At 27.9% G+C, this 23067-nt stretch carries 25 protein-coding genes; 2 read left to right on the top strand and 23 right to left on the bottom strand.

Features of this window, described 5'->3' with window-relative positions; translation table 11 throughout:
- From BVC87_RS21920 to BVC87_RS21840, 17 genes are all read right to left on the bottom strand, one after another.
- Window positions 1-423, bottom strand: a 423-nt coding sequence (locus BVC87_RS21920; RefSeq protein WP_143569880.1) for an AAA family ATPase, incomplete at its 3' end; no start/stop codon positions are given.
- 407 nt (window positions 424-830) lie between these two features.
- Window positions 831-2039 carry a primase-helicase family protein gene (locus tag BVC87_RS21915; RefSeq protein WP_075344547.1) on the bottom strand — a complete coding sequence of 403 codons (1209 nt, stop codon included), beginning with the start codon at window positions 2037-2039 and terminating at the stop codon, window positions 831-833.
- Between the two features lie 5 nt (window positions 2040-2044).
- Window positions 2045-2365 carry a hypothetical protein gene (locus BVC87_RS21910; protein ID WP_075344546.1) on the bottom strand — a complete coding sequence of 107 codons (321 nt, stop codon included), beginning with the start codon at window positions 2363-2365 and terminating at the stop codon, window positions 2045-2047.
- A 1-nt stretch (window position 2366) separates the two neighbouring features.
- Window positions 2367-2597, bottom strand: coding sequence for a helix-turn-helix domain-containing protein (locus tag BVC87_RS23970; RefSeq protein ID WP_075344545.1), 231 nt, complete (start codon window positions 2595-2597; stop codon window positions 2367-2369).
- A gap of 278 nt (window positions 2598-2875) precedes the next feature.
- A complete protein-coding gene (locus BVC87_RS21900; protein ID WP_075344544.1) occupies window positions 2876-3775 on the bottom strand; it encodes a hypothetical protein in 900 nt (299 codons plus the stop codon).
- Window positions 3776-3784: 9 nt separating this feature from the next.
- A complete protein-coding gene (locus tag BVC87_RS21895) occupies window positions 3785-5029 on the bottom strand; it encodes a tyrosine-type recombinase/integrase (protein ID WP_075344543.1) in 1245 nt (414 codons plus the stop codon).
- Between the two features lie 236 nt (window positions 5030-5265).
- Window positions 5266-5922 carry a hypothetical protein gene (locus BVC87_RS21890; RefSeq protein WP_143569879.1) on the bottom strand — a complete coding sequence of 219 codons (657 nt, stop codon included), beginning with the start codon at window positions 5920-5922 and terminating at the stop codon, window positions 5266-5268.
- A gap of 153 nt (window positions 5923-6075) precedes the next feature.
- Window positions 6076-6543, bottom strand: a complete 468-nt coding sequence (locus tag BVC87_RS21885; RefSeq protein ID WP_075344548.1) for a hypothetical protein — start codon at window positions 6541-6543, stop codon at window positions 6076-6078.
- Between the two features lie 138 nt (window positions 6544-6681).
- On the bottom strand, window positions 6682-7149 hold the full coding sequence (locus BVC87_RS21880; RefSeq protein WP_075344541.1) for a hypothetical protein: 468 nt from the start codon (window positions 7147-7149) through the stop codon (window positions 6682-6684).
- 89 nt (window positions 7150-7238) lie between these two features.
- On the bottom strand, window positions 7239-7751 hold the full coding sequence (locus BVC87_RS21875; protein ID WP_075344540.1) for a hypothetical protein: 513 nt from the start codon (window positions 7749-7751) through the stop codon (window positions 7239-7241).
- 158 nt (window positions 7752-7909) lie between these two features.
- On the bottom strand, window positions 7910-8251 hold the full coding sequence (locus BVC87_RS21870; protein WP_075344539.1) for a hypothetical protein: 342 nt from the start codon (window positions 8249-8251) through the stop codon (window positions 7910-7912).
- A 105-nt stretch (window positions 8252-8356) separates the two neighbouring features.
- Window positions 8357-8923 (bottom strand): hypothetical protein, encoded by a 567-nt coding sequence (locus tag BVC87_RS21865; protein ID WP_075344538.1) that lies wholly within the window; start codon window positions 8921-8923, stop codon window positions 8357-8359.
- Between the two features lie 57 nt (window positions 8924-8980).
- Complete coding sequence (locus tag BVC87_RS21860; RefSeq protein ID WP_075344537.1) at window positions 8981-9463, bottom strand: hypothetical protein; 483 nt, start codon at window positions 9461-9463, stop codon at window positions 8981-8983.
- A 215-nt stretch (window positions 9464-9678) separates the two neighbouring features.
- The gene (locus tag BVC87_RS21855) at window positions 9679-10119 is read right to left on the bottom strand and encodes an SRPBCC domain-containing protein (protein WP_075344536.1); all 441 of its coding nucleotides are present in this window, start codon (window positions 10117-10119) and stop codon (window positions 9679-9681) included.
- Between the two features lie 17 nt (window positions 10120-10136).
- Window positions 10137-11066, bottom strand: a complete 930-nt coding sequence (locus BVC87_RS21850) for a helix-turn-helix domain-containing protein (protein WP_075344535.1) — start codon at window positions 11064-11066, stop codon at window positions 10137-10139.
- Between the two features lie 193 nt (window positions 11067-11259).
- On the bottom strand, window positions 11260-12132 hold the full coding sequence (locus tag BVC87_RS21845; RefSeq protein ID WP_143569878.1) for a hypothetical protein: 873 nt from the start codon (window positions 12130-12132) through the stop codon (window positions 11260-11262).
- A gap of 123 nt (window positions 12133-12255) precedes the next feature.
- Complete coding sequence (locus BVC87_RS21840) at window positions 12256-12723, bottom strand: hypothetical protein (RefSeq protein WP_075344533.1); 468 nt, start codon at window positions 12721-12723, stop codon at window positions 12256-12258.
- A gap of 372 nt (window positions 12724-13095) precedes the next feature.
- Here BVC87_RS21840 and BVC87_RS23895 point away from each other — a divergent pair, with 372 nt between their 5' ends.
- Together BVC87_RS23895 and BVC87_RS21835 are read left to right on the top strand one after the other, a co-directional pair.
- Window positions 13096-13230: a hypothetical protein gene (locus BVC87_RS23895; RefSeq protein ID WP_262509536.1), complete on the top strand. Its 135-nt coding sequence runs from the start codon at window positions 13096-13098 to the stop codon at window positions 13228-13230.
- A 397-nt stretch (window positions 13231-13627) separates the two neighbouring features.
- Window positions 13628-16651 carry a T9SS type A sorting domain-containing protein gene (locus tag BVC87_RS21835; protein ID WP_075344532.1) on the top strand — a complete coding sequence of 1008 codons (3024 nt, stop codon included), beginning with the start codon at window positions 13628-13630 and terminating at the stop codon, window positions 16649-16651.
- A gap of 310 nt (window positions 16652-16961) precedes the next feature.
- On the opposite strand, the gene BVC87_RS21830 is transcribed toward BVC87_RS21835, so the two are convergent.
- The 6 genes from BVC87_RS21830 to BVC87_RS21805 all read right to left on the bottom strand — a co-directional run bounded on the left by BVC87_RS21830 (window position 16962) and on the right by BVC87_RS21805 (window position 22593).
- Complete coding sequence (locus tag BVC87_RS21830) at window positions 16962-17546, bottom strand: DUF4377 domain-containing protein (RefSeq protein ID WP_075344531.1); 585 nt, start codon at window positions 17544-17546, stop codon at window positions 16962-16964.
- A gap of 151 nt (window positions 17547-17697) precedes the next feature.
- A complete protein-coding gene (locus BVC87_RS21825; protein ID WP_075344530.1) occupies window positions 17698-19161 on the bottom strand; it encodes a S41 family peptidase in 1464 nt (487 codons plus the stop codon).
- Window positions 19162-19228: 67 nt separating this feature from the next.
- Window positions 19229-20152 (bottom strand): helix-turn-helix domain-containing protein, encoded by a 924-nt coding sequence (locus BVC87_RS21820; RefSeq protein WP_075344529.1) that lies wholly within the window; start codon window positions 20150-20152, stop codon window positions 19229-19231.
- Between the two features lie 190 nt (window positions 20153-20342).
- On the bottom strand, window positions 20343-20714 hold the full coding sequence (locus BVC87_RS21815; RefSeq protein WP_143569877.1) for a hypothetical protein: 372 nt from the start codon (window positions 20712-20714) through the stop codon (window positions 20343-20345).
- Between the two features lie 91 nt (window positions 20715-20805).
- On the bottom strand, window positions 20806-21696 hold the full coding sequence (locus BVC87_RS21810) for an ATP-grasp domain-containing protein (protein ID WP_075344527.1): 891 nt from the start codon (window positions 21694-21696) through the stop codon (window positions 20806-20808).
- 357 nt (window positions 21697-22053) lie between these two features.
- Complete coding sequence (locus BVC87_RS21805) at window positions 22054-22593, bottom strand: hypothetical protein (protein ID WP_075344526.1); 540 nt, start codon at window positions 22591-22593, stop codon at window positions 22054-22056.
- Between the last annotated feature and the right edge of the window lie 474 nt (window positions 22594-23067).

Genomic DNA, 23067 nt, shown 5'->3' with positions numbered 1-23067 from the left:
CTCGCTTTTAAACTCTACAAAATCATCTATTAAATATTTAAACTGTATGGGGTTTAGATAATACTCAAAACCTAAAACAACTGTATTCTCAGATTCTAAGTTAAGAATTAGAGAGGATAAATTTCTTAAGTTATCTGTATCATCATATTTTATTTCAAACAATAAATAAATACTAAATTTAAAATCTTCAGGTATACTAATACCCTCTTTTTTTTCTAATGCTTTTAATTTCTCTTGTTCATCTAAATTAAAATCATGTATTGAAAAATTGCTTTTTTCAGTCAAGAACTTTTCAATTACAGCTAGTAAAGAGGTTTTTCCAGTATTGTTTTTTCCTATAATTAGTGATAATTTATTCTCAACATCAATTGAGAAATCTTTTAACAATCGAAAATTTTCGACTTTAATTTTTGTTATTTTCATCGATAACTATAATTAATTATAGAGAGAATCATCTATATAAAGGAAGAATTTGGCTATGAAACGGGGACTTCATCAATTCTTTTTCTCTCTTACTTTTTTCAATTAGATAAATGTAGGAAAATTTAATCTTTTTTAATGCGGATTACCGCATTTGAATAAGAGAAACTTAAGTTTGATCTTTTATTTGTAAAGGAAATACACTGAATGAAAAGCGCAATAATTCATTTAATTAAGAATGAAACAAATAAATAGTAAAATTTCCGTTGCTATGTTGAATAATGACTACAACCTTTTGTAAAAGAAAGGTTACAAGCTCAACAACAAATCAACAGTTCGTCAACAACTGTTGTTGATTGTTGTTGATGAACTGTTGAACATTTGTATACTCGTGAAAGCTTCTGTTTTACTCACAAATTGGATGTTTTGTCAACAATCAACGAATTTTCTAGGAAATCACTTTTCAAAAACTCGTAATATCTCCCTTTTTTTGTTTCAAAATCAACAATTGTTTTTTGAGAAGTGTTGAGAGTCAAAAAGTATTTCTTATAACTACCATTGTATGGCTCTAGTTTATAATCATCTTTTAAACATTTAGAGATTCTTGAACGATTTGTTCTTACTCCTTTATTTAGTTTTTCAAATAAATCTGTTGCAGTGTAACGTAAAACATCAGCTTCAAACGCAACAAAATCATCAGTTAAAATTTCTCTAATTTCTTGACTCAGATAGGTTTTGTTTCCTTTTACAACTTTATCTAATGCAGTTGTGTAAATTTGTTGTTTAGTGAACCACATTCTAGTTTTTCTTTCCGATACTATTCTTCGATTACTTAAATAATATAAAAAATGAGGAATTTCTTCTTTTAACTTTTTAAGCATATCAACATCTTCAACTTGAAAGGAATTTACTTTAATAACCCAATAACGAATTTCATTTTCATCTATTTGAATAAAATTCTCTTCATTATTTGAACACAAAATAAACTTCCCGAAGAAATTAGTTTCAATTTTATCCTTCCCTTTAGATTCTACTTTGTAAGAACCCGCTGTAGATAAGTTTTTAATTCGTTCACTATCTTCTCTTTTGTCTAAGAGTACTTCATCAACAGAAATAATAAGTTTAGACGCCCAGTCACTGTTAAATCGACTTCTAAAATCTTCATTTTTGTTTATGGTCATATTACCTTGAAAAATCAACTTTAACCATTTTAGAAATGAAGTTTTACCTGTGTTTCGAGAATTACTTACTAAACATAAGATAGGTAAAATTTGTGTTGGTAATTGCCAGAGTATAGTCAGATAATCTAAACCTAATTCATACTGATTTTGGAAAATATGTCTTAAAAATCCTTCTGTTTTGTCAAATGAACCTCTTTTGAATTTATGTTCTAACTTTTCATATTGATTATAGAAAGAGCTTATTTCTTGTTGGTAATTTTGATGATCTGGTATTGTAATAAAACCGTCATATTTCTTAATCGTATTTAAAAAGTCTTTTCCTTTATCTGTAATTAACTCTCCTTTAGTCCATTTAATTAAAGTTTTGTTGGTGTCGCCACTAAAAAGAGGGACATTACAAATTTTAAAATAATCTGTTCCTATTCTAACATATTCCATAAACTTTATAATTTTAATTTAATTAAAGATCTATTAGGTATTGGAGTATCTTTCCAGTCAAAAACAATATTTACACCTGTAATAGATTTGTCTTTTTTGAAACAGTAATCGATTTCTTGTTCAATGAGTTGCCATTTAAATCTAGGACTGTTGGTAGCTAAATCTTTTATGTTTTCTATTTCATTTGAATAAAAATCTAAATGTTTAGTTAACAATGTATCTGAGAGCCTAATAATTTTGAGCTTACTTATTTCTGATTGCATATTATTAGCAATGGAAATCAAATTATTGACAAAATTTTCGTTTTGTAAGTTTAAATCTTCCATATTATCTGCGATATTTTAAAGATTTAACTTCCTTTAATGTATCATCTAAACTTTCTAAGTTTATAACTATTCTTCTGCCTATTTTAGATGCCTTTATAACCCCTTTTTTGATGTAATTTCTTATAGTTAATTCTGATACGTTTAGTCTGATTGCGGCTTCTTTTACTGTTACATTTTCTTTTTTTGGATTTAACTTATTATTAATTAATTCTTGATGAAACAGCAGAATCAATAATTTCTACAAGTTCCTCTTGTGTGGTTACAATTATATTTTTCATAATATGCTTTTTTAATTCTTATTAATTTTAAAAACATATCATATTCAGTAATTACTAATATCCATGGATTGAATATTTATGTTTTGTTACCACAAAGATTATATGTTTAGTGATAAAAATTAAATATTTGGAGTAAGCTTGGAGTGAGCTTGGAGAAAGTTAAAGAGTTGTTTTTTATAGGTTTGCTTTGTTTTTTTATTTTAAAAGTTACAACTCTTGGAGTAAAAAAAAACTATATTTTAGAAAGTTGATTATACAGATATTGTGAAAATATTTTTAGTTCAAATGTTTCACATTTTTCAATTAAAATATTTAGTTTTTCTTTTTTTTCTTTTTTGGGTATTTTGTAATAATCATAACCTTTATGATATTTTTCATAAGGAGTATCTTTAATCTTATCGAGTTTTTTATTAGCAAAGACACTACAAGAGATTTTTAATATTAAAGTCAATTCATAAGTTGATAGTTTTCTATCTTGTGATCTTTCATGTTTAAATAGATAATGAATTAAGATAAATTTTTCATCTTCTGTGAAAGGGTTGTTATGATTTTGATTTTTTGCTTCTGTAATTTTTACTTTGGTTTCATGATTAACTTTTTCAGTTTGAAAATTTTGTTCAATAATTGCTATGTTTTCCTTACTTAAAGTTAATATGTTTAAGTCATCTTTAACGTATCTTATATTAAAAAAATCTTTTATTTTTTCTTTATCTAGCAGTAAACAGAAAAGCTTTCTGTTTTGATGTAAAAAGCTCTTATAAGTTAGTAGAACTGATAGTTCTGAAAAGTATTCAATAAAGTGATTAAAATTTTTATATTGAGAGTATTCGGCATTTTTTAAGAAATACTGATAAACATCTCTATTTATTATATTTTCTACTCTATCAAATTTATATTGTTTATTCATAATATAACCTTGAGATATACCAGATATAGATGATTCTTTATAACCTTTTTTATCATTCTCTCTTATATCATTAATTCTTTGCTGAATTTCACTGTTATAACGAGTAAATAGATCATCAGCTATTTCAGGAGAGCTATAGTCTTTTTCAATTCTTTTTGTAATTATTTTTTTAAAGGCAGATAGTTCTTTATTGTGCAGTTTTATATATTCTTTTCCGTAATTCATAATAATTTTTTAAATCTCAATGTTGAATGTTTCATTAACAGCATCTTTTACATCATCATTTGATATTTGATAATATTGATTCAGCGTTTTCATATCGTTATGTCCAGAAATTTCAGCAATGAGTTTATCACTTTTTCCGTTTCTTTTCATCATAGTAATAAAAGTTCTTCTAGCTGTATGAGAACTTATTCTTTTGTAAAAAGGCATTTCTTCTCGTATTACTTCTTTACCTCTAGTAGATGTTTTCATTACATTATGCGTGTAACCTGCTTCTTCAAATACCTCTTTTATGTAATCATTAAATTTTTGATTAGCTATTAAAGGTAAGTTAGAATCGTATTTATCTAAAATATATAGAGCAATAGTAGTTAGAGGTATTTCTCTACTTTTTTTTCCAGAACCTTTTTCTTCTTTGAGGAATAGTGTTTTTCCATTGATGGTGTTTTTTGAGACATATTTTAATTCACCAAATCTCATGCCAGTTACACATGAAAATATAAATACATCTTTTACACGGTCTAATTTTTTGGAAGGCATTTCTGTTTTGTATAAAACCTCTAAATCTTCTTTTCTAAGTGCAATTTGATTTGTTATTACTTTAGGTTTCTTTTTAAAGTTTATGAAATCTGCTTTGTATGTATGACCATTTTTCAAAGCCCAAAAAAGAAATGTTTTAACCAATCCGACGTTTCTAGTAAAAGTATTGTTTATATGACCTCTGTTAACCATACAGAAATCTGTGAATTCCGTGTAAAATTTTTGATTTATAGAGTTAAATGTTATTTTATATTTTTTTGTCTTTTCAAAATCTTCAAGTAAAGCCTTAATATTATTATATCTTTTTACCGTTGCCTTAGACCACTCTTGATTTTTTTGTTTGAATAACATAAATTCATCATAGGCTTCATAGAATTTATTTTTCCCACTAGATACTCTTTTAAATTCTTTATCAAATTCTTGCCTGATTTTTTCAACTGTTAGTTCTTGGTTCGTGTTTTTATAAGTTTCAGTTACTAACATAAACAAACTAGAATATCGATCTAACTGTCTTTTTATAGTTCTATGGGTATCTGCTTTTGAAGTCCTACCTGTTAAGTTATTGGGTTGTCTATTTTTTAAATCCCATTCTTTTGGGTGAATAGACTCTCCTGTAGAATATACGAATCTTTTCCCTTCGTTCTTGAAATAAGCTTTTAAATAAATTAAAGTTAGCCCGTCCTTATTTTTATCCTTTAGGTTAAATGTATATGTCATAGCAAATAGGTGTCAATTTAGGTGTCAGTAAAGGTAGTATTTGATATCTAAATTACCATAAAAAGAATTATAAAAAAAAATTAAACTTAGTATTATTAGTAGTTGTGGCGTAGGTTAAGGTATAATAAAGTAAAATAAGTTCAATACTCGGCGTCTCCACAACTAAAAACCTTAATCATTTGATTGAGGTTTTTTTGTTTTTTTATAGATGATGCTTTTTTGTGTAGCGTTATTATTTAGTTTGCTATTATTAGTTGATAGTTTTTCCAAATCAAAGCACATTCTTTTCTCGCTATATATCTTTCCTTATCATCAATTTCGTTCCATCCAAACTTCGCTTTTATTTTTTTTCCAAATCTGGGTAAGTCGAATATAATGTTTTGCTTAGATAGTATTCCAGATGTGTTAAGGTTGTGGTTATCTGATTGTGATAATCCAGATTTTAGTAACCTATTATGAATTTTTGAGTATGGTATAACGTTATCCTTTTCTAGTGTTATTAGTTGATTTTCAGGGGTCAGTTTATAGAAAGTTACTTGGACAGTTTCTTTAAAAGTTGCAGAAGTGACATAGTTTATGGCTATGAGCTTTTCATTATTATTCTGATTCCAATAACATATTTGAATAGCCCCCTCGTTACCGTCATAAATCTCCATAAAACCATTTGCTTTGTCTATAGTTTTTATAAACTCTTGAGGCGAAGATGGGATTCTTTTACTTTCTGGAACCTTTATTGTTTTAGTAAAATAATAGTCAACTAGTTTTTTCCTTTGATCAATAGTCTTATTCAAAATTATTTCAGAAGGTAACTTATAAAAAATATCAATAATATTTTGTCCGAATCCATAAGATGCTGTAAAAAGCGTAAAAAATAGCAATAGTGTCTTTCTCATGTCTATTTTCTTTATGCTGTATAATGACCTCATCTACGAAGTTATTGAGCTAATTTTCGTTATTAGTTTATAAAGTATACCCAATTTTGATTTTACGATTGATTTTTACATGTAAGGAGATCTGTAAGCAATATTTTTTAGATTTTTATAGCTTTAATTTGTCAATTGTTTAAAGGTTTGTAGAGAAGTAGGTAACTCGTTTGTTATTGTTAATTTGTGTGAAAAATCAGTTGGCTCTAATTTTAAAACCTTGGTATTTTCATCAATGATTATTTTATGATCACTTTTTATTTTAAATACTTCAACATGCTCAAGATGAAAATTTTTACTCCCTGCCCCTAAGTCTACAATAAAGTATTCTCCATAATTTATTTGTCCAAGGGCTTGGTTGTCCATTTCAACATTGACTTTAGTAGAGGTTCCACATACCGCTACTGGACAATAGTAATCCCCGTTATATATCATTATTCTTCCATTTCCAAGATTTTTTAAGTCGACTTGATAACTAGGTAGTTTTATGTATGGTTTTTCTGAAATAATTGGTTTGATGCCACATGATGAAAATGTGATTATTATAGTTAAGAATACTATTTTTCCAATTATTTGGTTTTTGGATTTCATATGGTTTTGATTATACATAGCATTTGATCAATTATTTGTGATTTTCAGCTTCAAAATTAATTAAAAAGATTGAACTTTAGATGTTGCCATATATGTTAGAGAAGTAATGCATTTGCAAGCAATTAACTATATATTTTGTTATACATTGGCTTTACCTCGTTTTTTTAATATTGTTATCAAACTTGGAATTATAGATAATAAAGTACTTGTTGTTAAAATTAGTCCATAGTTTATTTCGTTATAACTTAATCTCCTAGTTCCGTCATCACAAGCAGTACATTCAATTATTTTCAGATTTGCATCTAATGCACTAATTGCAGTCAATAGGATTCCAAATATTAGAACAAGTATTATTCCATTAAGCGCTATTTCCTGTATTTCCTTTTTCTTATTGGCAATACTGAATATTAGAAATATTAATCCTAAGCTTGCAAAATAAATTGGATTTCCAAAAAGATAAAAGTCTTTCCCTCCAAATTTTATCCGATTATTTGTTGTCCACTGAAATAAATCTTGAATTAGTTGACGGAAAAATAAATCAGTATAGACTGCTATTCCAAATCCGATGACAAAAAATGCAATTCCAGTTAATATTTTCTGTATCATTTTTTAAGGTTGTGTACAGCGACTTCGGCTATGATTAGTGTGGGAATTAATAAGGATTAATTTCCAATTAAACACTTAGCTAGAACTTTTTATTCTTTGAGTTTTCTTGTAGTTATAACTATAAGTTCATCAAAAGAACCAGCCGTACGATTTTTAATAACTTCAAGGTCAGTTATTATATTAACAGAATCAATCTTTTTTCTATCAAGTTTGTCAATCACTGTTTTATTCACAATTTTATTATCCAAAATATATCCTCTTTCAACGTAATGTATTGAGGCTCTTTCTAATTTTTTTATCTGAGATAGTCTTGTAGATATTGAAATTATTCCATATTCAGCTATACTACCATATATTTTAGCATCTTCTTTTTTTATATAGTTAATACTATAAATATTTTCTTTTCGAATTGATAGTGAATTTTTATTTTTCAAATCATAATCTCTTTGGCATCCGTCAATAACTAGTGCAGGATTTCCATTTAATAATTTTTTTGATTTTAGAGAATCAATAAACTTTAGCATATATGTTTCCTCTGAATTATTTTGGGAATAAATAGCGTTTGAGAGAATAAAAATTAAAATAATAATACATCTTTTCATTTTTTAGTTTGTTTTCGACGGCGAGGTATAAACGTCAGTTATGGGTTTTAAGTTACTGTTTTTTCGGTTTGGCATAGATTTTAGCAATTCCGAGTGGATTCGGACGTAGTCGAATCAGCTGTAATTGTGGTTATATATATTGTTGTACGTAATGCTTTTTAATACCCACTGAATTTTATTTTCCGCTTTTTCATTCTTTTTCCATCCATAAAATAATAGACTTTTTTAGTGTCCAGATTCACAACAATTGAATCCACATGTCTCAAAATTTTCATTCGTACAATAGGCCCAATAAAACTCAGTCTAATGCGGTCTTTATCATTCGGTATTTTTATTTTTACTTCTCCATCAAAATCAGTATTGAAAGAATCTTGGTTTTCTGAATTTTCAATTATTATTGAAGTCCCAGGTAGTGGTTGTTTGTCTAATATCACTTTCACTTTTATTTCGTCATACTTTTTAACTTGTCCAAGAGAAACAAGAGGAATTAGCAGAATCAATATCAGTTCAATTATTTTTTTTCATAATACGTTCAACGTTCCTTGTATATTGCGTCTGACCTGTCGAAGGCGATATACGCAATATATAAATTGTTGTGTATAGTTTTAATAGGCAAATCGATTGAAAACTCCAATCAATTTCCATTCTTTATTCAAGTTTTGATATAGGTTGGAGTAGCCTCCATTATTACCGAATTTATAGCTAATAATGCTATATTTATTATCATCAGAAAAAACAGGTCTAGATATTGATAATGGCCAGTTTCTCCATTTATTTGGATTATTATTATACTGTCTTATCTTTCTTTTCAGCTCTCTTTGTTGTTTTTTAGATTTCGGTTTAATAGATTTTAGAGCAGCATTTATACTAATTTTCTGATTCTTTTTTGTCAGATAAACTTCATTTAGTTCGTCTACTTTCCATTCCGTCAAGTTTTGAGTAGTGCTTTTTGAAATGAGTTCAATTAAGATTGTCGAGTCATTAAAAATCTGTGTATTCTCATTTAAATCATAGAGATAATTATTGATGTTCCATTTGTCCGTTTTTAAATTAGGTTTGTAGCTCTCTTTATTAACAATCTTTGTTTTATCCACTAAAGCTAAATCCAATAAATCTTGAGAAAATAGATTGTAACTGAAAAGTATTACGAATAAGTATAGCAGTTTTTTCATTATTTGGTCAGTTTATTTCCAAAAATAAGCTTATTAACTATGTTTTTATACACCGTGTTATCTACTTTTATTCGGATTAAATATTTCATTTAGCTCTATGTTACTTGAACATTTAACAATCATTGGATAAAGTTCATTCAAGCTCAATTTATATTTCAGCTTCATTTCATCTTCTTGGTTCATATCTGAGTGATGTATGTTAAGTCCAATAAACTCTCCATCAACATATAAGCAATAGTTTTGAATTCCACTATATTCAGTATATTCGATGTATCCGTCAATTATTTTTTTATTTGGAAGTTCAAATTGAGCATAATATCTAGTAAACATATATGGGGTTACAGCTCTAGTAGTAAGAGATTTAAACCAGTATTCATCAGACCAATTGACTTTTTCTAATTTAGATTCAACTTCTTTTCTATCGTAGCCTTCTTCTTCTATAAAATCAATTTCATCTCCAGAATAATATTGAACCCAAATATTATGTTTTATAAAATCTGTTGGAGTTAAATCATTAATATGTTTAAGTTCAAATTTCATTTTTTGGAATTGTAGATAACGATGAGTATAAGAAACGTAGGGCAGAGGGTTGTCACTAACTCCACGTTTATAACTAAGCCAAATATAATGTTTTGTGTTTATCTTCAATATTTAAACACCAAATTTTATATTTGGTGAGATAGCGGATAAGCACAGACTTATCGATTATGTTCAAAATTCCTATGTTTTCTTATACATTGTTATCTGCGGGCTTTTTACTCAACAAGTTTTTTCATCACATCAATCACCATATTCCAACCACTAATAGATTCTTCATATCTCTTTTCAGCATTTTCGATTCCCTCAAATTCCTGTGTCAATTTAAAAATTGTTCCTGATTCAGATTCATTCAATTCATAGGTCAGTTTTACATAGTTTTCAGGTATGTCTTTAATTCCGATATTTGGATCAAGCATAGTAAATGAAACTTTTTCTCCGTTTTTAATTTCAGTAATTTCTCCTTTTACGTGAATTATTTCTTGTCCATTTTCTGTTTTACCTTTCCAAATTATTTGACTGCCAATATTCCATTCGGATAATACTTCGCAACCAAACATATATTGTTTTGTCTTTTCGGGATTAGTGAGCAAATCCCAAACTTCTTCTTTGTTAGAGTTAAAATCTACTGTTTTTTTGATAATCATCAATTTTTCCATCTTTTTTGAATTTTGATTTAAAGGTTTAAATTTGATGTATTATGGTTATTCTTGATTGTAGAATCGGGAACATTTCTTATACTATTTGGAGGAATTCCGAACTGTTCTTTAAATGCTTTTGAAAAATATTGTGGTGAACTATAACCTATTTCATAGGCAATTTCTTTAGCTGTTTTTGAAGTGCCAAGTAATAGTCTTTTTGCTAAGTCCATTCGAACTTGATGGATGTAACCAAAAACTGTAGTTCCAAAGAGTTCTTTAAATCCTCTTTTAAGTTTGTACTCATTCATTGCAATTAACTTTGAAAGTTCACTTAACGTTGGCGGATTTTCGATTCGATTTGCTAATAATTCTTTAGCTTCTATTAGTTTAGTTCTGTCTTTTTGAGATTTTATGTAATTCTGAGTACTGTGTTCATTATATAGCTCAGCTTGAAGCACAAGAAGTTCAATGCTTTTTGAAAGAAGAAATAAGTCCTTAAGCTCATTTGAATATTGACAATGTATAATTTCGTTGATTACCGATTGAATTTTGAAATTATTGGTTTTCCATTCAGATGATAGAATTGAATTTTCACGATTCATTACTTTTTCAGCAAGTTTCTTTAACGGTTCGTTTCCATTTTGTGCTATTTCCACAAACAATTCTGTTGTAAAATTGATTCCAAAAGTTTCAATTCGTTTCGTTTTATTTTCAACCTCTATATGAAGTCCATCCGAATACATAATATTATTATGATGCCCAGAAAGTTGAAAAGAAGAATTCAGTTGAGCAAATTTAAAGTCATACGAACCTTGTAGTCCAAAATGAAGTTTTACATATTCTTTGTCGTTTTTTGATTGGTTTATTCCACAAGAATCATAGTCAATAATATTATGAGAAATATGAATTTTATCCAGTTCCCAAGATTTAGAAGTTATTTTTTCTATGTTATTTGATTGGTTCATTTGCTATTTTGAGCTTGCAGATAACGTTTTGTGTATTGTTATTTGCGATTTTTGATTGTAAAGTTAATTAAAAGGTGATTAACTTTTGGTTTTGAGAGATTTAGTCCGAAGGAATAAATCCACAAGCAATTAATAATATACCTTGTTGGCAAATCGTTTTTATTTTTCGTAAGTATATGTTGTCAGTCGTTCATTATTTTTTCCATAAACGACTTTCCTTTTGATGATTCCATTTTTTATAATATTCGTATGTTGTTTTTTTACTTTGAATTGAGTCATTTATTGTAGTCACTTCTTTAATTTTTTGTCCAAGTTCATTTTTATAAACGTAAAATTTAAACTCCTTTTGAGTGTTTTCATTGTTCCAATTTCTAGTGAAACTATATTTATTATTTTTGTGAGAGTAATTTTCGGTCCAAATTAATTCGTTATGATTCCAAGATTGTTTAATTGAAATATTTCCGTTTTCGTCGTAAAACCATTTATATTTATTCTGATTGTCCCAATGTAAATTTGGTGCGTAATATTGAGTTTTTCGACCCAATGAATCATAGATAAAGTCAATTTCACTATACTTATCCCAACTTCGGTTTTCTTCATAGTCTATTTCACTTAAAAGTATATCAGTGCTTTTTCTATGTTTTTCAATTACTTCAGGACTTATTCTTTTCTTAAAAGAATAATGTTCACTTTTAATTAATTGATTTTTGCTGTCGTAGAAATAGGCAACTTTCGTGCTGTCTGCATTAGCATTAACAGTTCTTTTTTGAACTAACAGACTATCTTTATAATCATAAAAAATTTTGCGACCTTTTATAGTGTTAGAAGAAGTCAATAATTCTTTTTCAAATGCTATTTTATTTTCTGAATAAAATTTAGTTATTTTTTGAAGATTTATTTCAGAACTATCTTTTCCGTGAAAATAGTATTCTTTAAGAGTGATTGTTGGAATTTGATTTTTGTCAAATTCCATTATCGGTGGACTAATTCGATTTGGTTTTTCGAACTCTTTTTTGTCAGAACAGCTTGTAAGAATTACTAAAAATATGATTATGATTCTGTTCATCTTAAATGTTTGCCAACGTTTAATATATGGCAAGTTGGGTAGAAAACAAGCGATTATTTTCGGTTTAGTCACAAGCTAAATCTTTTTACTAAAAACTAATCGCCCAATTTGCTATATATAGTGTTATGCAATTTTATTTCTTAATTCTTGTTCATCAATTCCATTATTTTGATTGAATGACAAGTTAAATTTTGGCATCTTTTCTATCAAATTAGGTTTAATATCTAATTCAGATACAGTGATTAATTTTTCAGGCTTTGAGATTAGGTCAAATATTCCTGTTTTTGTAGTTCTGTGAACATCTCGATAATCAAATCCAATAAAGCCTTGCTGGGAATATTCTAACCAATCGTCATATCTACCTTTCTCTTTTGTTATTAATTGTGCTCTATATTTAAATGGCAAATTTTCAATTTCTGTCAATAATTCAAGGTATTCGATTCGAGAAGATTTTATTATTTCAGGAATATACCCACGGTTAAAAGTTGAGAACGCTCCTAAATACCCGTTTTGGTCTATTCCAAACCAATCGAATTCCACATCTCCCGTTTCAGGAACTATAGTATTATTCCAAACTTCTTTGCTTATCATCTTATTCTTAATTCAATTTTGCATAATGTAGGAATAAACACAATTGTGTTTATTCCAATTGTATAGTTTAACTAAACTAATATAAATTTTATAAATCTAAAAACGTTTTTAACTCTAAAGAGGTTATTAGTGAGAGAGAAGGCTAGGACCTAAGTTATGTGTAGTTATTTTTAATAAGTATAGACCTAGTAACATAATTTAGATAACCAATGGATGATTTAATAGTAGTTTAAACAAAATAAGTAGTGAAAAATAGTCCTAAAACATCCAAACATGTCCAGTTTTAAGCATTCTGGAAGTTTTAGGACTATGAAATCACTATTTAAAATACATTTGCTTGAAGTTAATATAATCCCAAATACAACTAGTAGTATGAAAAAAAACTACATTTTAAATTTAATATTTCTTCTACACTTATTTATTATAAATTGTTCTGATGAAACTAAACTAAATCAAGATCAACAACCATCTATTTCTGAAGATAAAAAAATACTAGGAGGACCATGAAAAAGAGATCTGAGTAAAAATTCTGAGATAGATTCTAAAAAAATAGAGATCTAATATGAAATGATATTTAGGTTTATATCTTGAAAGATAAAGGGGTGTACCTTTTTGTTTTAAGTACTATAGAATCAATATCAGCATATGAAATTCATTGTGGTCTTTTTTTTTAGAAGGTTTTTGATATTTAAAATCGATGAAAAAGGTATTTATCTAATGCAAATCCAAGTACTTTTCAATTAACCGTTTTTTAAAAAAGATGATTTTAATGACATAGGTTAATATGATTGATGATCATATTAGATCTAAATTGTTCAAGATTATGAAAAAGCAGTAGCTGCCACTACTGCCGAATTAAATACTATAAACGCAATTATTTATTAATACTTAACACTTTAAAGTTATGAAAAAAAATAATTTTTTACCAATTTTATTTGTTTTCGGACTATTGTATGTCCAAGCCCAGAATTATACTACCAATGTAGATAATCGTTTTAAAAAACTCAGTAAATCTACTATTAGTTCAAACATACTTATAGATAGGGTATTTTCTGCTTCTGGAATTCCAGCTTTTAACCAAGGTATACGTAAGGATACCTCTAGTTTTAATCATTTTAAACAGGCCTGGAGTGAACTATATAGAGCTTCTTACAGTAAAAACTTTCCTTCAATTACTAATTTTAAAAACCAACTGAATAGTACAAAATATTCGAGTAATACCATACCTATTGGAATTATAAATACTGAATTTCATCAAGCTAATTTTGGTACAACTGCGCAAAACGCTAATGTAAACTTTAATCCTATTACTGGAGAATTTACTAATAAACCAGGTAAAAACCCTTTTAAGAAAAAGCAAACGACGATTATAGCTCCATTAAAAGATAAAGTTTCGGGACCTAATATTACATTTCTAACCAATTCTTTGTTTAAACTTCATAAAAAGGGTAAAAGAATAAAGCATTTAAGGTTGTATGCCAATAACACTTCATTTTCATTAATTAATAATTATGTGTTAAGTGTTAAATCTTTTACCACAAGGTATTCACATTCAGGACTCAAATATTTACGTTTTGTTATAACTTTTTCAGATAACACTGTTAAAACCACATATGGTAGTGTTTACGTTTCTGTACAAAAAACACTTTTAGCACGTAATACCAACATGTCTAATTTGAAAGAGATAATAGCACATGATGATTTAACTTTTAAAGGGTATGATGAAACCCGATTTATAAAGGGTAAAAATGAATATAGAATCTACTACGCTACTAATGATGCTATTGTTAGGAAACCTTTATATATAATTGATGGTTATGATCCAGGTGATAAAAGAAAAATAGAAAGAAATGATCCTAATCATGAGAGTAGTAAAAGTATTAGAGAATTAATGAGTTATAAAAATGGAAGCACTAATATAGATTTAATCGAGGAATTAAACTCTAAAGGCTATGATGTAATTATTGTTAATCATATATTAAATAATGGAATAGATGGAGGAAGTGATTATATAGAGCGTAATGCTTATACTTTTATTAGCTTACTACGTGAGATAAAACAACAACAAGAAGGTAATGAGAAAGCAGTGGTTATTGGACCTAGTATGGGAGGATTAATCTCTAGATATGCTTTAGCTTATATGGAAAAAAAGTTAGCTGAAACAGGAAATCATGAAAAATGGGATCATAACACGCGCTTATGGGTAAGCTTTGATGCTCCACATCAAGGGGCTAATATACCTATAGGTGTACAAAAAGGGATTCAATATTTTGCGGATGAGTTAGAAGTGGAGAATGCTAAGGACTTTATTAAAGACGAACTAAATAAACCTGCGCCTAAACAGATGTTAGTAAATCATTTGACTAATAATTCTACAATACCAGTTGGAGCAGCTGGATTTAGAGATCGTTTTGTAAATAGTTTAAATGCTTTAGGAATGCCTAAAAACCTACGTAAAATAGCATTAGTTAACGGACCAATAAATGGAACATTAAATGGTATTCCTAAATCCAATTATTTACAAATAGATATTGATTTACAACATTTTTTAAGTATTAATAATGGTATATTCAACACATTAGCGGATAAAGTGGAAGCTGAATTTAGACACAGCACTAATGATAAATCTGGTAGTATACAAAGTTTAGTTTTTCAAGGAGGTATTAAAGGAAGTTTTTTAGGTCTTTCGTTTTGGTTAAGTAGAAATAGATCTTTTTCGTCTCCTTATAAAACAGGGAGTTATGATGTTGCACCTGGAAGTTTTTTTAATGCTCATACCTTATTAGCAGATGAATCAGAAGGAGCAGAGATAAATAATTTTAGTATTGGGAGTTTACTATTTACTGCTTTCTCCCAAGTTGCATTAGCAAGAGTTACAGATAAAACTCATGGCTTTATTCCTTCAAAAAGCGCTTTGGCTTATATAGGAAGGGATGCACTGGATGAAAATTTAAATAATCAAAATTTAGTTTGTGGAGGAAAAACACCATTTGAAAGTTATTATGTTCCAGATCATAACCAAGAACATATTTTTCTAACACCTAAAAATGTAGCTTGGCTTACTGAAGAAATTATGGGAAATCCTCAAGAGCCAACAGTATTTGTTACTACACCAATAGTAGGCTCAACTACTATGTGCTATTCGAATACTAATTACACAATAGCATTACCATGTCAAATATCTAATCAATGGTCTGTAAGTAATAATTTAAGAATTGTTTCTCAAACTAATAATAGTATAACAGTAAGACCTGTAAATAGTTCTACTCAGGGACATGCTTATATAAAATCGAAGGTAGGTTCTAATGTTATAGTCAAAAATATTTGGATAGGTAAGCCTTTAGCATATACTAGATCTCAAGATCCTAAAATATGTGCTAATGTTTTTAAACAAGATGAAAGTTATATACTTCCTGTTTCTCCAGGAGCTGATTCATATCGTTTAACTTCTAATTCACCATACCTTACTGTAGATAATGTTGTTACTCCTGGACATGGTATTAATATATCAGCAAGTAGACCTGGTAATTACAGAATAACTCTTACAACTAGAAACTCTTGTGGTTCACAACAAGCTACAATTTATGTTACAGCAGAACGTTGTGGTGATGATGGAGGAGGTTTAGGGTTTCCAGCTCTTTTCAGTGCTTATCCTAATCCTGTTTCGGAAACGCTAACGATACAAAATAGAGCGTCTGAAGAAAAAATACTATCAAGATCATCTCGATCTCTTAGGACTATAAATAATAACGATATCTCTAATAAAAATTCGTACTACGAAGTTTATAATTTTAACGCTAAACTTATAGAGAAAGGCTGGTTAAAAGGTTCAAACCAAATTGATGTTAGTGGATATAAAAAAGGTAAGTATATCATTAGAATTTCAACAAATGATGAAATAGAAAGCCACGTTTTTATTGTGAATTAAATTTTTTTTGAATAAAAATCTCTCTTAAAGTATAAATATTTTAAGAGAGATTTTAAATTTTAATTCTATACTTTCGAGAGTGTAAAGAGCTTTATTAGTCTTTATAATTTTGTGATTATATTTAATATTGAATATATATGGCTGTAAAATTTAAAGAAACTTTGGTAGAGCAGTAGTATATACTTTTTTGTTTACTGCGTATTTAGTCTATTATATCGGAAATCAAAATTATATATGCAGATTAATAATAAAATGTCATTCTAAAATGATAGGTTATAGTCTTATGGTGTATATTGGGTTAATAGCCTTTTTAGTTTTTTTCTAACCTAACTAGTTCTATTGTATTAGGATTATTACCGTGAGTAAATATTCCTATAACATTTTCTATATCCTTAATGTTTTGAATTTCTTTTAGTTGTTCACACTTTTCTTTACATTCGATATCAAGTTGATCTATAATTTTAAATCCTTGATCAATCGTTCCGGTTAAATAGATATCAGAAGTATCAGAGTAAGCCTTTTTAAGAGTAATTTCGAACTCAGTATTTTGCTCTACCTTCTGTTTTGAGATTATATTTTTTAATTCATATTTATAAGCAGGCGAGTCTGCTGGAGGATTATCAATTTTTGTTACCAATACTTTTACTTCATAAATATATCCAAACTCATAATTAAATCCAGAGATGTTATTATAGAAGATATCCCATTCATTAGTAGTAAACTTATCCTCTTCTTGTATTAAATTGTATAATCCAAGAAATGGACCAAAGCCTATAACTTCATAATGATTAACTTTTAATATAACTTCCTTTGTAGGGGTATGATCATCACTGCTGCAAGAAGAAAGCGATAATAAACTAAAAAGTACGAGTAAATACAATGTAAAATGTTTCATTTTGTTTTTTCTTTATAGATAAACAATTTTGATATAGGTTGCGTCGTATAGATTATAAATTTTGTTAGCGCATTTGTATATGATTTTTTTAAGGAAAAAGAAGCAAATCATTTTCCGTTATGGTGGAAAGATAATTAATTGTAGCTGTATATTAGTTGTTTTTCGTACTCTTGATTAAGTTCTTTACAAATTCCATTTCAACATCTGTTTTGTTCATCCAATCGTTTAAAGTTGGTACTATTGTAAAATCTGGTATTGTCCCTCTACCATAGTTTTTATTTACATCTACGGCATTAGTATATTTTTGTAATGGAATTGTAAATTTCATATTCCCATTAATTTCTGTAGTTGGCATCATTCCACTTGAGTTTCCTTGAAATCCACCTCCAGTTTCTTGTCCGATTATGATAGCTTTTTTATTATCCGAAATTATTGCTGCAAAATCGCTACAAGAAGACATGCATAGTCCATTTGTAATTATATAGGTTTTACCTTTATAATTATCTTTTGCGGGGTTTTGAATTTTGTAATAATCAAATTCTTTAGTAATCCAAGAGCGAGCTCCAATCCAATGGTATGTGGAACCTACTTTTACTGGTTTTTTGTAAAAAAGACGATTACTACCGTTAATTTGTTCAGCGATATTTTTTGTTACTTCAATTTTCTCCCAGTATCTAAATGGAGTGTCAAAAAAATGAGAAGCTAAAAAAACAGCATTCCCATCAGTTCCGCCAGAATTATATCGCAAATCGATAATTAAATTTTCAATATTCTTTTCGTTCAATGTTTTAAAAACAGATTTAATATATTTTTTAAATTTTTGACCATTATTTCGAATCTCTGTTTTAGCAAATGTTTTTATGGTAAGAACTCCTGTATTATTAGTGATATTAAATGCCAATTGTTTAGAATTCGTAATAGATTGTAATGACGCTATCGATTCAAATTTCGAAGATGTTACTCCTTTTAACTTCAACGTCTTTTTAGTGTCGTTAAATTTTGTTTCTATTTCAAAGTTTTCACTTGCATCGATCATTGACCGATACCAAAAAGCAAATCTTTTATTTAATAATAGTGTTTTGAGTGTGGTATTGTATCCATCAGATGGAATTGATTTCATCAAAATATCAAGTATGATTGTTATGGGTTTACCATTTATTGAAAGAAGTTTACTCTTACGTTTTAAATTGTTATTTCCCGAATAGTTTTTAGTTATAAATACTTGATTCCCTTCATCAATAAAAACCTCAATAGGAATAAGGTTCGGTTTTTTATTGAAAATATTTTCATATTCTTCAGAAAGGTTTAATGAGGTATGCAAGCAACCAATTTGTGCTATTAAGGGTTTGATTTTTCTATAATATTCAATTGTATTCAAAGAATCTGTAAAACTATTTACCGTTGCATGTATTATCGAATCAAATTTTTTCTTGGGAGTGTATCTGTAAAATCCTGGGTGGCTTTTGCTTAGTTCTTTCATAAGCTCATTTGTCCAGATTTTTAAACTGTCTGCAGGGAAGTTTTCAGCATATTCAAAGTCATTTTTTGATTGTGATTTGACTGTGTTGGAATTAAAAAAAAGACACAAACTTAAACTTATGATGAGGTATTTCATTTGTAATATTTAAAAATTGAAGAACAAAGTTATATTGTTACTCAATAAGTATTTTGTCAATTATTGCCTATCCAAGTTTTTTATATTCTGAAGGAGAAAGGCCTACTATTTTTTTAAATATTTTACTAAAAGAGGCACCATCATTAAATCCACAAAGAAATGCTACTGTTTCAATACTTAAGTGATTGTTTTTTAAGTGTTTTTTAGCTATAGCTACTTTATGAAATAAATAATATTGATAAGGTGTCATTAGGAAAACAGATTTAAAAACCTTTATAAGATGGTATTTAGACAAGCCTACATTTATAGATAATGCATCTAAATCAAATTTCATTACTAAATTATCGTGAATATATTCCTTTGCTAGTAAAGCTTTATTGTATAATTCTACTCTTGTTTGTTGTCTTACTCGAGCAATAGTATTAATTTCAAATCTACATTTGTTTTGAGATTGAATTAGTTTTTCAGCAATTAAATAATAATCCTCATCTTGTAGTTGTGTGTGTATTATATTTTCTTTTTCAATTTTATGATGTAAGTAACTTAATGTATTACCCAAAGCATCATTAGAATTAAAAATATTTTCATAAAAATTTAGAGCAAAAAGGTTACTATTAGAAAGTCCATTGTCTAAGAGATGTTCTTGTGTGTTTTGTATGGTTTCATGTACTTCTGTTATCAGTTTTTTATCTAAAAAAATAGAAATTCCTTTTGAATGTTTTATCGGTATTGTTTCAACTTCTCTTCCGTCATTTATTAATAAATATTGTCCTTTTTTAGGTTTGCGTTTTTTTCCGTCAATTACATAATATTCGTTTCCTTGGGTTACATATTTGATGGAAAAATTAGAGGTATAAGAGATAAAATCTTTTGAAGAATACTCAATTGAAGAATAGTAAATTTCGTTTTGAAAATGATTAGGGAAAAAAGAGCTATCTACTTTTTCATTGAGTTGTGTGATTTCCTTCTTTAATTTGACTTTATTATTCATTACATCGACTTATTATGAACGCAGCGCTATTTTATAATTCTGACTAAAATCAAATTTAGTTCTTGATTATTAATTCACTAATTAAAGTTTTGTGAATTCTTTCATTTCTATTCTCTTTTTATTCAGTCTAACGGTTTGGCTAAACTATATTTATGCCGTTCAGTTGCTGTTTTTTTATACTTTGTAGCTCTCATTTTCTTATCTCTAGAGTGCCTTGTGAATAAGACTTGAATTCTTTAAGTAATGTACTAAACTCATTCAAAAGTGTTGTTTTTCCTAATTCAGTTAGTTCGTTTTCTGATTGTGCTTTTTTAAAAACTTTCTCAAACAATCTTGCTAAGAAATCTGCATCCATTGGATTTATAAGGTCATCTTCATCAATGAAAATATACATTCCTGTAAAAAAACACTCTTTTTGAGTTTTCAAAAATTCGAGAAGATGAAGATAATTATGTTGATCATTAACTTGAGGAAAAATCTCAATAGCAAGATCAAGTAAATATTCAGCCATACCATTTGAGCAATAATGCTCATATCCCACAAAAATTATTCCTGAACTCATCTGTTTTTAGCGTTATTCAATTCCATTATACACAGTTTCTCTTGTATGTTCCGTTCGCTTTTCGAAGAGAGTAAATGAACTATACAAATAGTTATAGTGTGTTTTCTTTTAGCTTATTATAAAATTCGTTTCTGTTTGCATTATCAGGTAATCCAGCAACTTGTCCGTCTCCAAGTTCCATAATGATCCATTCTCCGTCTTTCTTTTTAGCAACATCCATTGTAAAGAAATTACTCTCAATTTTCTGAGCTATTTCGATAAAATCATCAAGTTCTATATTCGTTTCTCCATATTTTCCTTCGTCCCAATAATCAAATACTTTAACTATCTTCTTGTTTGCAAAAAAGATTCTAAACTCTTTGGTTAAAGGCATTCTACTTTTAGAGTGTTCAGTTAAATACTCAAGCTCTTGGAATTGTCTAAATACTAATCCTTCGTTTAGTGAATCTCCTCTCAATTCAATGAATTTATCAACAACAGATTTTACTTTGTTCGAATTGGATGCATTTGGAATGAAGCAAGCTTCTTCCCAATTATGCTTTTCAGATTTTACAAAATCTTTTACTATTATTGGATTATCACCAAATTCCTCAGCCAATTTAAGTATGGAGTCATTATCTAACTCAGTTGTCCAGTTTGATTTTGGAGTTTTCGTTTCTATTTTTTCGTATGAATCAGGTAAATAATGACAATGTTTATATTCTTCTGGAGAGTTTATCAACTCAATATTCTTTTTTAAAAGTCCGCTATAGAGATTTTGATATTGAGTTGGGGTAAGCATCCATCCTCGATATATTGCGAATTCTCTGCTTTCAGGTTCTTTTACGAATCTTAGAGCTGTAGTAATATTTCCATCCGTCAATTCTTCGAAACTGATTAGAGAAAAGTCAAATCCAGCATTAATAGCAGATTTCTTTTCTTCTTCATAATCAGGCTCGATTATTTCATTATCGAATACATTATCACAATATATTATTCTCATTGTTTTTTTGGGCAATGCGTTACAACGTTTTGTATAAGCTTAGTAGCGGAATTTTAAGTCTAAAATTCTTTTGAGTTATTATTACGTTTCGATAAAGATACAAAGTTTATAGTGAAATATTAAACCACTATTATGTTCATACTTTGTTATGTCCTTTTATATTTCATGCAAAGAAATTAATAGATTGATGCACTAATATTCAAGTTCTCACTACATTTTTTCATAATTCACTTTATTCTTTCTTTAAATTTGTATTGTAATCAAAAATAAGCAATTACTTATAGCTATTGTTACCTGTTTTTATTTTTTAATCCAGTAAAAGAATTTGTTAAGTTCCAATATAAACAACCGAATGAACTACTTGGTTATTTTACTGAAACTTATAATTCTGTTTACTTTTATTTTCTCCAAAGTTTCTTCAGGTACAATAAATTCAGTTTTATAAACAATATTGAACCATTGCCCTAGTAATTCTTCATTCGGTAGAGCCTCTTTAAGAAAGTATTTGGAGTGATGATTTCGATCAATCCAAATATTAAAATAAAATGATATTTTTTCTCTTTTCTTTGTTAAGAAGGTAATGCGACCAATTCCTTCTAACACATTTGCATCTATAAATTTTGCTTTGATTTTATAATGGTTGATAGTATCCTTAGCAAGCTCTATTTCGCTATCGATATTTTTATAGGTCACATTATCATTCGAAGTACTAGTAAGATTTTTATTAAAAATAGAATAAATTTCAAAAATTATTTCAATCCTTTCTTTAAATTTGATGTATTGGTCAAGCTTATAAATACTATTATTAGATATTACTATGTTGTTAATAGTTGTGGGATAAATATAGAAAGAATGTATGCATAAAAGTATTAAAAGGACTATTTTGGTTTGCTTCATAATATTCTAGTTAATGTCAATTTTAGTTGAATTCCCTCTTTTTTATGATTTTTCACTCTTTTTTGAAAAACACCTTAAAAATAGACATTATCTAAAGGAATTACAGGTAATGTAGGAATAAACACAATTGTGTTTATTCCAACTATATTATTATAACTAAGGTAAAATAAATTTTATAAACGTAGAATATTTTAATTTTAATAAAGTTATGAAAAGGAAGACTAGGGTTAAGGTAAGACTTGCTTTTAATGTGTTATTTTAATAGGTATAATTTACCTTTAGATTTATGAGTCCGTTATGATGGAATCTAAAAGAGTATCATAAACCTAAAACGATATGAATGGTAAAACATATTCTAGAGTTTAAATTGTAGTATATTTCCACAATATACCCCCTGTAATTCTTTACAAGGGGTATAATTTTATAGTTTAACGGTTATAAAGAACTTTCAAAATTCTTTATAAGTTATAACCA

The sequence above is a fragment of the Tenacibaculum agarivorans genome, assembly GCF_001936575.1.
Classification (GTDB): domain Bacteria; phylum Bacteroidota; class Bacteroidia; order Flavobacteriales; family Flavobacteriaceae; genus Polaribacter; species Polaribacter agarivorans.
Note: the sequence above shows the minus strand (reverse complement) of the source record. Positions and strands in the feature narration are given on the sequence as shown.

Excerpts from the sequence above, each read along its gene's own strand:
- BVC87_RS23895 (WP_262509536.1), top strand. The coding sequence starts at position 13,096 with ATGAAAAAAAACTACATTTTAAATTTAATATTTCTTCTACACTTATTT.
- BVC87_RS21825 (WP_075344530.1), bottom strand. The coding sequence starts at position 19,161 with ATGAAATACCTCATCATAAGTTTAAGTTTGTGTCTTTTTTTTAATTCC.
- BVC87_RS21845 (WP_143569878.1), bottom strand. The coding sequence starts at position 12,132 with ATGAACAGAATCATAATCATATTTTTAGTAATTCTTACAAGCTGTTCT.
- BVC87_RS21910 (WP_075344546.1), bottom strand. The coding sequence starts at position 2,365 with ATGGAAGATTTAAACTTACAAAACGAAAATTTTGTCAATAATTTGATT.
- BVC87_RS21860 (WP_075344537.1), bottom strand. The coding sequence starts at position 9,463 with ATGAAATTTGAACTTAAACATATTAATGATTTAACTCCAACAGATTTT.
- BVC87_RS21865 (WP_075344538.1), bottom strand. The coding sequence starts at position 8,923 with ATGAAAAAACTGCTATACTTATTCGTAATACTTTTCAGTTACAATCTA.
- BVC87_RS21915 (WP_075344547.1), bottom strand. The coding sequence starts at position 2,039 with ATGGAATATGTTAGAATAGGAACAGATTATTTTAAAATTTGTAATGTC.
- BVC87_RS21810 (WP_075344527.1), bottom strand. The coding sequence starts at position 21,696 with ATGAGAATAATATATTGTGATAATGTATTCGATAATGAAATAATCGAG.
- BVC87_RS21850 (WP_075344535.1), bottom strand. The coding sequence starts at position 11,066 with ATGAACCAATCAAATAACATAGAAAAAATAACTTCTAAATCTTGGGAA.
- BVC87_RS21815 (WP_143569877.1), bottom strand. The coding sequence starts at position 20,714 with ATGAGTTCAGGAATAATTTTTGTGGGATATGAGCATTATTGCTCAAAT.
- BVC87_RS21900 (WP_075344544.1), bottom strand. The coding sequence starts at position 3,775 with ATGAATTACGGAAAAGAATATATAAAACTGCACAATAAAGAACTATCT.
- BVC87_RS21840 (WP_075344533.1), bottom strand. The coding sequence starts at position 12,723 with ATGATAAGCAAAGAAGTTTGGAATAATACTATAGTTCCTGAAACGGGA.
- BVC87_RS21875 (WP_075344540.1), bottom strand. The coding sequence starts at position 7,751 with ATGAAAAGATGTATTATTATTTTAATTTTTATTCTCTCAAACGCTATT.
- BVC87_RS21885 (WP_075344548.1), bottom strand. The coding sequence starts at position 6,543 with ATGAAATCCAAAAACCAAATAATTGGAAAAATAGTATTCTTAACTATA.
- BVC87_RS21855 (WP_075344536.1), bottom strand. The coding sequence starts at position 10,119 with ATGGAAAAATTGATGATTATCAAAAAAACAGTAGATTTTAACTCTAAC.
- BVC87_RS21895 (WP_075344543.1), bottom strand. The coding sequence starts at position 5,029 with ATGACATATACATTTAACCTAAAGGATAAAAATAAGGACGGGCTAACT.
- BVC87_RS21890 (WP_143569879.1), bottom strand. The coding sequence starts at position 5,922 with ATGAGAAAGACACTATTGCTATTTTTTACGCTTTTTACAGCATCTTAT.
- BVC87_RS21805 (WP_075344526.1), bottom strand. The coding sequence starts at position 22,593 with ATGAAGCAAACCAAAATAGTCCTTTTAATACTTTTATGCATACATTCT.
- BVC87_RS21830 (WP_075344531.1), bottom strand. The coding sequence starts at position 17,546 with ATGAAACATTTTACATTGTATTTACTCGTACTTTTTAGTTTATTATCG.
- BVC87_RS21820 (WP_075344529.1), bottom strand. The coding sequence starts at position 20,152 with ATGAATAATAAAGTCAAATTAAAGAAGGAAATCACACAACTCAATGAA.
- BVC87_RS21835 (WP_075344532.1), top strand. The coding sequence starts at position 13,628 with ATGAAAAAAAATAATTTTTTACCAATTTTATTTGTTTTCGGACTATTG.
- BVC87_RS21880 (WP_075344541.1), bottom strand. The coding sequence starts at position 7,149 with ATGATACAGAAAATATTAACTGGAATTGCATTTTTTGTCATCGGATTT.